Consider the following 12,287-nt stretch of genomic DNA (forward strand, 5'->3'; position numbering starts at 1 on the left):
GGACGTCCCGGTCCCGGACAGCGTGAGACGCCGGAGCCGCACAGGCGGCGCGGCTCCGACGTCTCAGGCTTCAGGGGTGGCGGGGAACGGGACGGCTCCCCGTGCCGATCTCCGTCAGAGGCAGAGCAGCACGCTCGCGTAGCTGAAGCAGAGCAGCAGGCTCACGTAGCTGACCTCGCCGCCGCCGTAGTTCTCGACTTCGGCGGTCTGGAGCTCGAGCAGGCCGTTGTTCTCCATGTTCATCCTTCTTTTCGGTCGTGCCCGCCGAAGCGGGCTCCCCCCGGCACCCGGTCGGGTGACGGGACGTCGGTACGGCGGGGGGCGGCGAGCGGCGGAAGGAACGGCAGGTGGGCCGTCCCGTGGTGCGCCGCGTGGAGGGCGAGCAGGCAGCCGGCGGTGCCGGTGGCGAGGTCCATCGACAGCCGCAGCAGTTGCTCGCCGGGGAAGGCGACGTGCCCGGCGTAGGGCAGCGCGTGCCAGGTCAGGGCGTCGATCTGGGTCGCGAGATCACCGGGCCGGACGGCGGGGGACGCCGTCCGCGCCAGGTGCAGGAGCATCCCGGCCCGTCCGCGCAGCAGGCCGGGCTGGGCGTAGAAGCGGGAGGTGGCGGCGCCGTGCGCGGCGTCGCGGGCGGCGGCGAGCACGGGGTCGGGCCGGTGGACGAGGTAGTCGTCCAGGACCATCGCGATCCCGACGCTGCCCGCGCCGACGTACGGCATCGTGCGGTGGGGCTCCTTGACGAGCAGCGTGCCGCCGTCGTCGGTGACGCACCGTTCCAGGTCGAGGCGCAGCGCGCGTTCGGCCAGGTCGAGCAGGGCGGGGTCGCCGGTGCGCTCGTACAGCCGGATGGCGAGCAGGGCCGGGCCGGTCGCGCCGCGCAGCAGCCCGGCGTCGGCGAGCGGCGTGGCGAGCCGGTCCGCGACGCGTTGCGCCGCCGCGAGGGCCGCGTCCGCGAACGCGGGGTCGCCGGTGGCCGCGCCGAGGTGGTCAAGGACGAGCCCCAGGCCGGCGAGCCCGTCGTGCAGGCTCGGGCCGAGGTCGAGCCAGCGTTCCCGCAGGATCATCGCCATGACGTCCACGGCGGTCTGCCGGTGGCCGAGCAGGTCGAGGACGTGGGCGACGCCGGCGAGTCCGTCGTAGAGTCCGGCGGCGGTGCCGCGCGGCGGGGCGGTGGCGCGGTCGAGGAGCCAGCGCTCGCCGTCGTCCCACCGGTCGTGGCCGGTGGCGTGGAGCGCGTAGAGGACGCCCGCCGCGCCGTGGGCGAGGCCGAGGCCGCCGCCGGGGGAGAACTGGGCGATGTCGCCGGGGACGAGCCGGTCGTCGCGGCCGGGGGTGGCCGCCGCGCGGATCGCGGCGCCGAGCGTCCGGGTCGCGCGCTCGCCGTCGTAGAGGGCCTGGTCACCGTCCCAGCGCGAGCGGGCCGGACGGGACGTTGCGGAGGAGGGGTCAGAGGGGGGCGAGGTCCGGATCCCGGACGACCCGCCGGGTAACGAGCCCCCGGGTAACACCCCGCCGGGCAACCCCGCGCCGGACGCGACCGCGCCGGACGGAGCCGCGCCGGCCGTGACCGCGCCGGACGTGGCCGCGGCGGGCCGGGCCGTGCCGGACGTGGCCGCGCCGGGCGGGGTCGCGGCGGACGCGCGGGTGCCGGGGGGTTCCGGTAAGGCGGTGCCGGGCGGGACGTCCGGGACGTCGGGGAGGCCGCGGTGGATCTCGGCGACGGCGGCGTCCAGGTAGGCGGCCGGGACGTCGGGGAACTGCGCGGCGATCGCGTCGGCGAGCCCGCCCGCCTTGCGCCGGTCCAGGCTGAGCACGGTCGTGATCGGCAGGAACAGCGCGAGCGCGAGGCAGGCGAGGGCGTAACGGTCCACGTCCGGGCCGGTGCGGTCGGCGGGGGCGACGTAGCCGGGGTTGGCGACGGTGCGCGCGGCGCGCGGCGCGTCGGCCGAGGTGGCGGCCTCGAAGTCGATGAGGGCGACCGAGCCGTCCGGCCGGACCATGATGTTGAACGGGTGCAGGTCGTTGAACACGACGCCGCGCTCGTGGACGGCCGCGACGGCGGCGGCGGTGGCCGCGTGGACGTCCAGCGCCCACGCGGTGTACCCGGCGACGTCCTCGGGCTTCGGGTCGGGCCCCATGAGGGGGTGCCGCCGGGCGTAGAGCGTGTTGAGCGCGTCCCCGGTGACGAAGTCCATCACGAGGAAGCGGTGGTCGCCCCAGAGGATCCAGTCGCGGACGCGCGGGGCGACGCCGAGGCCGTCCAAACGTTCCAGCGCGTCGCGTTCGCGTTCCAGCCGGGCGACGGCGTCGCTGCCGTCGGCGGCCAGACCCGCGTACGGGCGGGCCTCCTTGAGCACGACGCGCTCGCCGGTCCGGGTGTCGCGCCCGACGTAGACGCCGCCGCCGTTGGAGAAGTGCAGCGCCTTCTCGACGGCGTAGTGCCAGTGCGGGGGCTTGGGGTCGGCGGCGCGCTGCGCGGCGAGGAAGCCCGGCAGCGTCACCCACGGCGGGACGCGGAAGGCCGGCGTGCGCGGGTCGGGGACGAGCCGGCCCTGGTCGTCGGGCAGCGCGAGGACCCGTTCACCGGAGGCGTCCAGGCAGTAGCGCTCGGCGAACGCCCCGTACCGGACGTGCAGCGGGCCACGGGCCCAGCGCAGGTCGCTGAGGATGCGCGGCCCGGCCTCGCCCGCCAGCTCGGCATCGAGGTCGTGCAGGACGCGGTGCAGCTCGTCCTCGTCACGCGGGTAGAGCGTGGCGAACTTTCCGCTGGACGCGCGGTCGGCGTATTTGGAGTTGCGCAGGAAGAGCGCGGTGCGGCTCTCCACGAATTTGAACGGCAGGCCGCGCGGGACGCAGTAGTCCCAGGTCACGGCGGCGATGCGGTCGGCATTGGCCAGGCAGGCGGAAATGTGGATCTTCCACCCGGCCTCGGGTAACGCGACGCCGTCCGGCCATAAGTTGCGCCAGCCGGACGAGCGGCGCTCGCGCCAGCCGTCCGGGACGGGCCGCCGGGCGGTGTCGAACACCGCCTCCTCGCCCGCCGTGGCCTCTCGCCGGTCCACCGAGTCGTAGAAGAGCGGATCTGCCAGACAGAAGACCTCATATCTCTTGTCCACATCCGCCCCCAGAAGTTTCCGACTGACGCCTTGATTACGAGCCGTAACGCTACAACCCCCATTTGTCACCAGTCAAGGGTACGTCGCAGGATTTATGGACAATAAGTGACACTTCGAAGTCATAGTGTTATGCCCTTGAAGGTTAGTGTCGGGAAAATGAAGCATCTACTTCGATATCCGGAAGTAAGCCGACGTGACGGAGGCACCGCGTGGAACCCCGGTCCTACGGCCAGTACTGCCCGACGGCCCGCGCGCTCGACCTGGTCGGCGAGCGCTGGACGCTGCTGCTCGTCCGCGAGCTGCTGACCGGCCCCAAGCGCTTCGGCGACCTCCAGGGCGCCCTGCGCGGCCTCGGCACCGGCCTGCTGTCGGCGCGCCTCAAGCACCTCGGACGCGCCGGGATCGTGGAGCGGACCGTCCTGCCGCAGCGCGTCCCCGCCTACGCGCTGACCGGCTCCGGACGCGAGCTGGAGCCCGTCGTGCTCGCCCTCGCCCGCTGGGGCCTGCGCTGGGCGCGGGACGGCCGCCGCGCGGACGAGACGGTCCGCGCGGCCTGGGCGGCGCTCGCGCTGCGGGCCTGCCTGGACCCGGACGCGGCGGCGGGCGTCCGCGCCGTCTACGAGATCCGGACGGGCGAGGAGGTCGTCCACGCCCGCGTCCACGCCGGGGCGGTCACGGTGGCGGACGGCCCGGCCCAGTACCCGGACGTGACGCTCACGACGTCCGCCGGCGTCCTCGCCGACCTGGCGGCGGGCGCCCTGACGCTGCGCCGCGCGCTCGGCACCGGCCGCGTCACCGCGAGCGGCGACGACAGTGCGTTAGAGGTCCTGCCGCGATTATTCCGGCCGCCCCACCGCTAGCCGGTGCGGCGGCGGAGCGTCGCGGCGCCGAGCACGAGCGCCAGCAGCGCGCATCCCCCGATCACCAGGACGTCCCGCAGCAGCAGGCCCGAGAAGCCCGGTTCGGTGCTGACGCGCTGCATCGCGTCCACCGCGTAGGAGAGCGGCAGGACGTCCGAGACCGCGTCCAGCCACGGCGCCATCCGGCCGCGCGGCACGATCAGCCCGCACAGCAGGAACTGCGGCAGGACGAACGCGGGCAGGAACTGGACGGCCTGGAACTCCGTCCGCGCGAACGCGCTCGCGAACAGCCCGAGCGCCATGCCGAGCAGCGCGTCCAGCACGGCGACGAGCACCAGCGCCGCGTCCGGCCCGCGCAGCCCGAGGTCCAGCCAGGTCAGCGAGATCGCGAGGACGGCCGCGACCTGCACCAGCGCGAGCAGCCCGAACGCGAGCGCGTAGCCGAGCAGCAGGTCCAGCCGGCCGAGCGGCATCGTCATGAGCCGTTCGAGCGTGCCGCCGGTGCGCTCGCGCAGCGTCCCGACGCTCGCGACCACGAACATGATCACGAACGGGAACACGCCGAGCAGCAGCGGCCCGACGCGGTCGAACGTCCGGGGCTCGTCGAACACGTACCGCAGCAGGACCATCAGCAGCGTCGGCACCCCGACCAGCAGGACGAGCGTGCGCGGGTCGTGGCGGAGCTGCGCGAGGATCCGCCGCGTCGTCGCCAGGGTCACGGTGACGCTCATCGGGCCTCCTCGGCGATGAGGCGCAGGAAGGCGTCCTCCAGGTCGGCGGCGCCCGTGCGGGCGCGCAGTTCGTCCGGCGGGGCGTCGGCGAGCAACGACCCCTCGCGCATCAACAGCAGCCGATCGGTGCGTCCGGCCTCGTCCATGACGTGGGACGACACCAGCAGCGTCGTCCCACGTCCCGCCAGCGCGCGGAACAGCTCCCACAGCTCGCGGCGCAGGACGGGATCCAGCCCGACGGTCGGCTCGTCCAGGACCAGCAGGTCCGGGGAGCCGAGCAGCGCCGCCGCCAGGTTGACGCGCCCGCGCTGCCCGCCCGACAGCGCCGCCACGCGCCGGCCCCGGACGTCCCCGAGCCCGACCGCGTCGAGCACGCGGTCCACGTCACCGTGCGGTGCGCCCAATACCGCCGCGAAGTAAGCGAGGTTCTCCCCCACCGAGAGGTCGGCGTAGACGGCGGGGCTCTGCGTCGCATACCCGACGCGCCGCCGCAGCGCCGGGGTCCCGGCGGGCGAGCCGAGGACGGTCACCGTCCCGCCCCGGACCTCCTGCACGCCGACCAGGCACCGCAGCAGTGTCGTCTTCCCGCAGCCGCTCGGCCCGAGCAGTCCGACGACGGCGCCGCGCGGGACGTCGAACGAGAGGCCGTGCAGCACGTCGCGTCCACCGCGCGCGACCCGCAGGTCCCGGACGGCCACCGCAGAGTTCATCACATGATGAATTTAAGCCCGGGGACCCGGAGCCCGCAACGCCGTCAGCCCAGATAGCCCTGAAGAACCGGGCCGACCAGGGCCACCAGCTCCTCGGCGTCCGCCGACGCCAGCGGCTCCATCAGCAGCACGTGCCGCAGCACCATCAGCCCGAGGAGCTGCCCGGCGGCGGCGTCCAGCCGCAGCGCCGGGACGCCGTGCGCCGCCATCACCGGCCCGAACAGCTCGGCCGACAGGAACTCGCGCACCGACGCCGCGACCCGCTCGTTCGTCATCGCCGACCGCAGCATCGCGACCAGCGGCGCGCGGCGCTCGGGGTCGTCCCAGACGCCGAGCAGCAGCCGCGCCACCGACTCCCCGAGGCGCTCGCGGGGCACCTCCGCGATCTTCGGCACCAGCTCGCCGGGGTCCAGCGGGAACCGCATCGCCGCGACGAACACGCCCTCCTTGCTGCCGAAGAAGTGGTGCAGCAGCGCCGGGTCCACGCCCGCCGCGCGGGCGATGCCGCGCAGCGACGCCCCGTCGTAGCCCTTCTCGGCGAACAGGTCGCGCGCGGCGGCGAGGATCGCGGCGCGCGTCTCGGTCGGGCCGGGACGCCGTCCCGGACGCCGCGCGGTCTCGGTCACCGGCCGTCCCGCCGGGTGATCTCACCGCCCGGCGAGACCTCCCAGACCCGTCCGGCCGCCGCCAGGTGCAGCCGCGCGAACGCCAGCGCCTCGGCGAGGTCGTCCACCCGCTGCTCCCGCGAGGACGCCCGCCGGGTGTTCACCTCCAGCACGATGTGGCCGTCGAACCCGCCCTCGGCGAGGCGTTCCAGCATCGGCCCGCACGGCTGGGACCCGCGGCCGGGGACCAGGTGCTCGTCCTTGTTCGGCAGGCCCACGCCGTCCGCGAGGTGGATGTGGCGGAGCCGGTCGCCGAGGCGGTCGGCCATGTCCATCGCGTCCGACCCGGACACCGCCGTGTGCGACAAGTCCAGCGTGACGTACGGGTAGTCCTGGTCGACGGGGTTCCAGTCCGGCAGGTACATCCCGGCCTCGCGCTCGCGCGCCTTCAGCGGGAACATGTTCTCCACGCAGAACCGGACGTCCGTCTCGTCCTGCATGCGGGCCAGGCCCTCCACGAACTCGCGGGCGTACTCGCGCTGCCAGCGGAACGGCGGGTGCACCACGACGACGTCCGCGCCCAGTTCCTCGGCGGCCTCCTTGGACCGGACGAGCTTGCCCCACGGGTCCCGCCCCCACACACGCTGCGTGAGCAGCAGGCAGGGCGCGTGGATCGACCGGATCGGCACGCCGTGGTAGTCCGACAGGCGGCGCAGCACGGTGAGGTCCTGCGACGAGGCGTCCGTCGAGACCATCACCTCGACGCCGTCGTAGCCGAGCAGCGCCGCGATCTCGAACGCGCTCGGCGCCTTCTCCGGGTAGACCGACGCCGTGGACAGCGTGATCGGAGCGTCCGGGACGCGGAGGACCGGCGCCGCCGCGCCGTCGTGCTGCGGAGTCAAGGCTCCCTCGCCAGAGGTTCGCGGCCGGAGGGCCGCGGTCAACGGATCATGGCTTCGTCGAAAGCCTATGCTCATCCTGCTTGGAATGAATCCCTTCCGGTGGGTGATCTGAGATTCGCCCCGCCCGCTCCCGGCTACGCTCGGTGCCGTGCCCGAGATCGCCCCCGGGGCCGTTCCGAGCCCCAACATCTGGAACACGCCGCAGGTCTACGAGATCGAGAACCGCGCGGTCGACCCGGACGGGCTGATCGAGGCGGCGATGCGGGCCGAGCGGCCCTGGACGGACGCGACCGTCCTCGACGTCGGCTGCGGCACCGGCTTCCACCTGCCGTTCTTCGCCCGCGAGGCGGCCCGGGTGATCGGCGTCGAACCGCACGCGCGGCTCGCGGCGGCGGCGCGGCGGCGCGTCGCGGATCTGCCGTCGGTGGACGTCCGGGTCGGCGCGGCGCAGGCCCTCCCGCTGCCGGACGCGTCGGTGGACGTCGTCCACGCGCGCTGGGCGTACTTCTTCGGGCCGGGCTGCGAACCGGGCCTCGCCGAGCTGGACCGGGTCGTCCGGCGCGGCGGCGCGATCTTCGTCATCGACAACGACGCGACGCGGTCCACGTTCGGCGGCTGGTTCCGGCGCTGGCTGACCTCCTACGACCCGGGCAGGGTCGAACGGTTCTGGACGCGGCGCGGCTTCTCCCGCGAGCCGCTGCTGATCCGGTGGTCGTTCGGGTCCAGGGACGACCTCGCCGCCGTCCTGCGCATCGAGTTCCCCGCCGAGCTGGCCGACCGGTTCCTCGCCGAGCACGACGGCCTGGACGTGGACTACGCCGTCAACCTGTGGTGGCGCCGCACCTGACCCCGGGGTGGTCGATTACTGACTCGCTATACAACAATGGCCGGAATCGTGCACCCAGGGAGGGTCGGATCATGGGCCGTGCCGCCAGGACCAGCCGCAACATCCTCGCCGCGACCGCGCTCGGCGCGGGCGCCGCGGGAGCCGGGATCGCCGCGCAGCGCCGCGCGGTCCGGCGGCTCCAGCTCCGTCCGGACCCGTTCGCGGGCGAGCCGTTCGGGTCGCTGCGGGGCCGTCCGGTGCCCGTCCGCGCCGAGGACGGCACCCGCCTCTACGCCGAGATCGACGGCGAGGACCGCACCGACCTCGCGGTCGTGTTCTCCCACGGCTGGACGCTCACCCAGGACTCCTGGCACTTCCAGCGCAAGGCCCTGCGCGGCCTCGGCCGGCTCGTGTTCTGGGACCAGCGCGGCCACGGCCGCTCCGAGGGCGGCGCCCGCGACGACTACGGGCTGCCGCGCCTGGCCCACGACCTCGCCGCCGTGATCGACCAGACCGTCCCGGCGGGGACGCCGGTCGTGCTGGTCGGGCACTCGATGGGCGGCATGACGATCATGCGGTTCTCCGACGAGTACCCCGAGCTGTTCGGCGACCGGATCGTCGCGGCCGGGCTGGTCAACACCTCCTCCGGCGACCTCGGCGCCGTCACGCTCGGGATGCCCGCCGCGCTCGCCCGCGTCACGCACAAGGTGCTGCCGCGCGCCCTGCGGGCCGTGGGCGCCGGGGCGCCGCTGATCGAGAAGGTCCGCCACCTCGGCCGGGACGGCTCGATGGTCATCGAGGACCTCATCGCGTTCGGGCCCGAGGCCAGCCCCGCCGCCGTCGCGTTCGCCGAGCGGATGATGGCCGACACGCGCATGGACGCGCTGGTCGACTTCTTCCACTCGATGATCACCCACGACGTGATCAGCGACTGCTCCGTCCTGGACCGGATCGAGACGCTCGTCATCGGCGGCGAGAACGACCTGCTCACCCCGGTCGGGCACAGCCTGAAGATCGCCCGGTGCATCCCGTCCGCGCGGCTGGAGGTCCTGCCCCGGACGGGCCACATGTCGATGCTGGAGAAGCCCGGCGCCGTCTCCGACCACCTCGGCGACCTGGTCGGGCGGGCGCTGATGAAGTCGTCCGCCTGACCCTCGGCGCGCGGGGAAGGACCCCCTCGTAACCGGTTCACGCCGAGCGAGGGGGTTGCCGTGGGCGGTCACAAGGAACGGATGCTCGCCGGGGAGCCGTTCACCACCGACGATCCGGAACTCGCCGCCGACGCCCTGCGCGCCGCGCGGCTGTGCGAGCGGTTCAACGGCTGGCCCGCCGCCGACCCGCCCGGCCGCCGCGCGGTCCTCGCCGAACTGCTCGGCTCCCTCGGCGAGGGCGCGTACGTCGCGCCGCCGCTGCGCGCGGACTACGGCTACCGCGTGACGCTCGGGCACGGCGCGTTCGTCAATTTCGGGGCGATCTTTCTGGACGCGGCCGGGATCACGATCGGCGCGGACGTCCAGATCGGGCCGAACGTCCAGCTTCTGACGCCGTCCCATCCCGTCGAGTCCGGGCCGCGCCGGAACAAGTGGCAGACGGCCCGTCCCATCGAGATCGGCGACAACGCCTGGCTCGGCGGCGGCGTGATCGTCTGCCCCGGCGTCACGATCGGCCCGGACGCGGTCGTCGGCGCCGGTTCGGTGGTCACCCGGGACGTCCCGCGGGCCGTCGTCGTCGCCGGGAACCCCGCCCGTGTCGTCCGCGAGCTGTGAACTGCCTGTGGTTTGTCGGTGCGGGGCCGTAGCGTTCGGTGGCATGGCGAAGGCGAAGACGGCGCGGCAGGCGTCCTACCGCTGCTCCGAGTGCGGCTGGCAGACGTCCAAGTGGGTCGGGCGGTGCGGCGAGTGCCAGGCGTGGGGCACCGTCCTGGAGGCCGCCGGGGCCTCCCCCGCGCGGGTCGTCGCGGCCGGGGCCGTCAGCGCGCCCGCCCGGCCGATCGGGCAGGTGGACGTCCGGTCCGCGCGGACCCGCCCCACCGGCCTGGACGAGCTGGACCGCGTCCTCGGCGGCGGCATCGTCCCCGGCGCCGTCCTGCTGCTCGCCGGGGAGCCCGGCATCGGCAAGTCCACGCTGCTGCTGGAAGTCGCGGCGCTGGCGTCCGGGGCGGGCGAGGGGGCGGAGGCGCAGCCGGTCCTGTACGTGACGGGCGAGGAGTCCGCCCAGCAGGTGCGGCTGCGCGCCGACCGCATCGGCGCGGTCACCGACACGCTGTACCTGGCCGCCGAGACCGAGCTGTCGGCCGTCCTCGGGCACGTGGACACGGTCTCGCCCGCGCTGCTCGTCGTGGACTCCATCCAGACCATCGGGACGGCCGAGGCCGACGGCGCGCCCGGCGGCGTCACCCAGATCCGCGAGGTCGCCGCCAACCTGATCCGGGTCGCCAAGGAGCGCGGCATCCCCGTCGTGCTCGTCGGGCACGTCACCAAGGAGGGCGCGATCGCCGGGCCGCGCCTGCTGGAGCACCTGGTGGACGTCGTCCTCTACTTCGAGGGCGACCGGCACAGCCGGCTGCGCATGATCCGCGCCGTGAAGAACCGCTACGGGCCGACGGACGAGCTGGGCTGCTTCGACCTGTCGGAGGTCGGCATCGTCGGGGTGGCCGACCCGAGCGGCCTGTTCCTGACGCGACGCGAGGAGCCCGTCCCCGGCACCTGCGTCACGGTCACGCTGGAGGGGCGGCGCCCGCTCGTCGCCGAGGTGCAGGCCCTGGTCGCCAAGTCGCACCTGCCCGCGCCGCGCCGCGCGTCGTCGGGGCTGGAGACGTCCCGGGTCGCGATGGTGCTGGCCGTCCTCGCCCAGCGCTGCAAGATTTCCATGCACGAGCAGGACGTCTACGTCTCCACGGTCGGCGGGGTGCGGCTCGCCGAGACGTCGGTGGACCTCGCGCTCGCCCTCGCCGTCGCGGGCTCCACGGTCGAGCAGGCGCTGTCGGGCGGGCTGATCGCGGTCGGGGAGGTCGGGCTGGCGGGCGAGGTCCGGGTCGTCCCGGGGGTGCCGCGGCGGCTGGCGGAGGCGGCGCGGCTCGGGTTCAAGTACGCGGTCGTGCCGCGCGGGTCCCTCGACCTCGGCGACGGATCCCCGCTGAAACGGGCGGATCCACAGCTCACCAGCCATGAGGGTATGAAGGTGATGGAGGTGGACAGTCTTACCCAAGCACTCCAGGTAGCCTTCACCGCGCCCTGACCCGCCGGAGGTTCCTGAAGACTGGCGACCAGGGCACGAACCGGTCAGCGTGCCCGCTCGGTAAACTGACGCTCGTCCAGCGAACTCCGGGGGCCAGGTGCCAGCACACGACAGAGGCCATGACGAACGACGCCGAGCCACGCTCGCCGCGGTCGCCCCGGGCACCCAGATCCGCGACGGTCTCGAACGCATCCTGCGGGGCCACACCGGCGGGTTGATCGTGCTCGGCTACGACGACCTGGTGGAGACGATCTGCTCGGGCGGGTTCGAGCTCGACGTCGAGTTCTCCGCCACACGGCTGCGGGAACTCGCCAAGATGGACGGGGCGATCGTCCTCGACGGGGACCGGATGCGCATCAAGCGGGCGGCGGTCCATCTCGTCCCCGACTCCGCCATCCCGACCGAGGAGTCCGGCACGCGGCACCGCACCGCCGAGCGCGTCGCCCGGCAGACCGGCCATCCGGTCATCTCGGTCAGCCAGTCGATGCGGATCATCGCGCTGTACCTGGACGGGATCCGCTACGTCCTGGAGGACTCGGCGGCCATCCTGTCCAAGGCCAACCAGGCCCTCGCGACGCTCGAACGCTACAAGCTGCGCCTGGACGAGGTGTCCGGCACGCTGTCGGCGCTGGAGATCGAGGACCTGGTCACCGTCCGGGACGTCAGCGCGGTCGTGCAGCGGCTGGAGATGGTCCGCCGGATCGCCGACGAGATCGAGGGCTACGTGGTCGAGCTGGGCACCGACGGCCGGCTGCTGTCGCTCCAGTTGGACGAGCTGGTCTCCGGCGTCGACGTGGACCGCGAGCTGATCGTGCGGGACTACCCGTCGTCGGACCCGACGCACGGCGTCGAGGCCGTGCTCGCGGCGCTGGACGTCCTGTCGGCGAACGAACTCCTGGACCTGACGACGGTCGCGGAGGTGATGGGCTTCTCCGGGCCGGACGCGCTCGACCTGCCCGTCAGCCCGAAGGGGTTCCGGCTGCTGGCCAAGGTGCCGCGGCTGCCGAACCTCGTCCTGGAGCGCCTGGTCGAGCAGTTCGGCGGCCTCCAGAAGCTCCTGGCCGCCACCATCGACGACCTCCAGGCCGTCGGCGGCGTCGGCGAGGCGCGGGCCCGCAGCGTGCGCGAGGGGCTGTCGCGGCTCGCCGAGTCGTCCATCCTCGAACGCTACGTCTGACCCGGTTCCAGGCCGTCGCGTGGTGATCGTCACGTTCGCGGCGGCGTGCGGCCGTGCGGCGCCGTGCACGATGATGGGACGGCGTTCGCGCCGGACGGCGCGGCGCGGATGGTCGGCATCGGG

The 12,287-nt window shown here is 73.9% G+C and carries 12 protein-coding genes; 6 read left to right on the plus strand and 6 right to left on the minus strand.

From position 1 onward, the window contains the following. Positions 1-114: 114 nt before the first annotated feature. Both BTM25_RS21150 and lanKC read right to left on the minus strand, forming a co-directional pair. A complete protein-coding gene (locus BTM25_RS21150; RefSeq protein ID WP_205648171.1) occupies positions 115-243 on the minus strand; it encodes a SapB/AmfS family lanthipeptide in 129 nt (42 codons plus the stop codon). Further along, positions 240-3,116 carry a class III lanthionine synthetase LanKC gene (gene lanKC, locus BTM25_RS21155; protein WP_103564539.1) on the minus strand — a complete coding sequence of 959 codons (2,877 nt, stop codon included), beginning with the start codon at positions 3,114-3,116 and terminating at the stop codon, positions 240-242. Before lanKC ends, BTM25_RS21150 begins: the two co-directional genes overlap by 4 nt. A 209-nt stretch (positions 3,117-3,325) precedes the next feature. On the opposite strand from lanKC, the gene BTM25_RS21160 reads away from it, so the two are divergent. Further along, positions 3,326-3,976: a winged helix-turn-helix transcriptional regulator gene (locus tag BTM25_RS21160; protein ID WP_103564540.1), complete on the plus strand. Its 651-nt coding sequence runs from the start codon at positions 3,326-3,328 to the stop codon at positions 3,974-3,976. Here BTM25_RS21160 and BTM25_RS21165 read toward each other — a convergent pair. The 4 genes from BTM25_RS21165 to BTM25_RS21180 are packed head-to-tail and all read right to left on the minus strand — an operon-like array spanning position 3,973 to position 6,924. Then, a complete protein-coding gene (locus tag BTM25_RS21165; protein WP_103564541.1) occupies positions 3,973-4,707 on the minus strand; it encodes an ABC transporter permease in 735 nt (244 codons plus the stop codon). The genes BTM25_RS21160 and BTM25_RS21165 overlap by 4 nt on opposite strands. Further along, the gene (locus BTM25_RS21170) at positions 4,704-5,417 is read right to left on the minus strand and encodes an ABC transporter ATP-binding protein (protein ID WP_103564542.1); all 714 of its coding nucleotides are present in this window, start codon (positions 5,415-5,417) and stop codon (positions 4,704-4,706) included. Before BTM25_RS21170 ends, BTM25_RS21165 begins: the two co-directional genes overlap by 4 nt. A 44-nt stretch (positions 5,418-5,461) precedes the next feature. Then, positions 5,462-6,043: a TetR/AcrR family transcriptional regulator gene (locus BTM25_RS21175; protein ID WP_103564543.1), complete on the minus strand. Its 582-nt coding sequence runs from the start codon at positions 6,041-6,043 to the stop codon at positions 5,462-5,464. Next, positions 6,040-6,924: a sugar phosphate isomerase/epimerase family protein gene (locus tag BTM25_RS21180; RefSeq protein ID WP_205648172.1), complete on the minus strand. Its 885-nt coding sequence runs from the start codon at positions 6,922-6,924 to the stop codon at positions 6,040-6,042. Before BTM25_RS21180 ends, BTM25_RS21175 begins: the two co-directional genes overlap by 4 nt. Before the next feature lie 148 nt (positions 6,925-7,072). Between BTM25_RS21180 and BTM25_RS21185 the strand changes: the two genes are divergently transcribed. The 5 genes from BTM25_RS21185 to disA all read left to right on the plus strand — a co-directional run bounded on the left by BTM25_RS21185 (position 7,073) and on the right by disA (position 12,164). Further along, positions 7,073-7,771: a class I SAM-dependent methyltransferase gene (locus BTM25_RS21185; protein ID WP_103564545.1), complete on the plus strand. Its 699-nt coding sequence runs from the start codon at positions 7,073-7,075 to the stop codon at positions 7,769-7,771. A gap of 71 nt (positions 7,772-7,842) precedes the next feature. Next, complete coding sequence (locus BTM25_RS21190; RefSeq protein ID WP_103564546.1) at positions 7,843-8,901, plus strand: alpha/beta fold hydrolase; 1,059 nt, start codon at positions 7,843-7,845, stop codon at positions 8,899-8,901. A 60-nt stretch (positions 8,902-8,961) separates the two neighbouring features. Beyond that, a complete protein-coding gene (locus BTM25_RS21195) occupies positions 8,962-9,516 on the plus strand; it encodes a sugar O-acetyltransferase (RefSeq protein ID WP_235828517.1) in 555 nt (184 codons plus the stop codon). Positions 9,517-9,559: 43 nt separating this feature from the next. Continuing rightward, positions 9,560-10,987: a DNA repair protein RadA gene (radA, locus tag BTM25_RS21200; RefSeq protein WP_103564548.1), complete on the plus strand. Its 1,428-nt coding sequence runs from the start codon at positions 9,560-9,562 to the stop codon at positions 10,985-10,987. A gap of 97 nt (positions 10,988-11,084) precedes the next feature. After that, positions 11,085-12,164 (plus strand): DNA integrity scanning diadenylate cyclase DisA, encoded by a 1,080-nt coding sequence (disA, locus tag BTM25_RS21205; RefSeq protein WP_103564549.1) that lies wholly within the window; start codon positions 11,085-11,087, stop codon positions 12,162-12,164. Positions 12,165-12,287: the final 123 nt, after the last annotated feature.

It is taken from the genome of Actinomadura rubteroloni, assembly GCF_002911665.1.
Classification (GTDB): Bacteria; Actinomycetota; Actinomycetes; order Streptosporangiales; family Streptosporangiaceae; genus Spirillospora; species Spirillospora rubteroloni.

Bases quoted from the DNA above. Each gene is read 5' to 3' on its own strand.
- BTM25_RS21150 (WP_205648171.1), bottom strand. From the start codon at position 243: ATGAACATGGAGAACAACGGCCTGCTCGAGCTCCAGACCGCCGAAGTC.
- BTM25_RS21165 (WP_103564541.1), bottom strand. From the start codon at position 4,707: ATGAGCGTCACCGTGACCCTGGCGACGACGCGGCGGATCCTCGCGCAG.
- BTM25_RS21170 (WP_103564542.1), bottom strand. From the start codon at position 5,417: ATGAACTCTGCGGTGGCCGTCCGGGACCTGCGGGTCGCGCGCGGTGGA.
- BTM25_RS21190 (WP_103564546.1), top strand. From the start codon at position 7,843: ATGGGCCGTGCCGCCAGGACCAGCCGCAACATCCTCGCCGCGACCGCG.
- radA (WP_103564548.1), top strand. From the start codon at position 9,560: ATGGCGAAGGCGAAGACGGCGCGGCAGGCGTCCTACCGCTGCTCCGAG.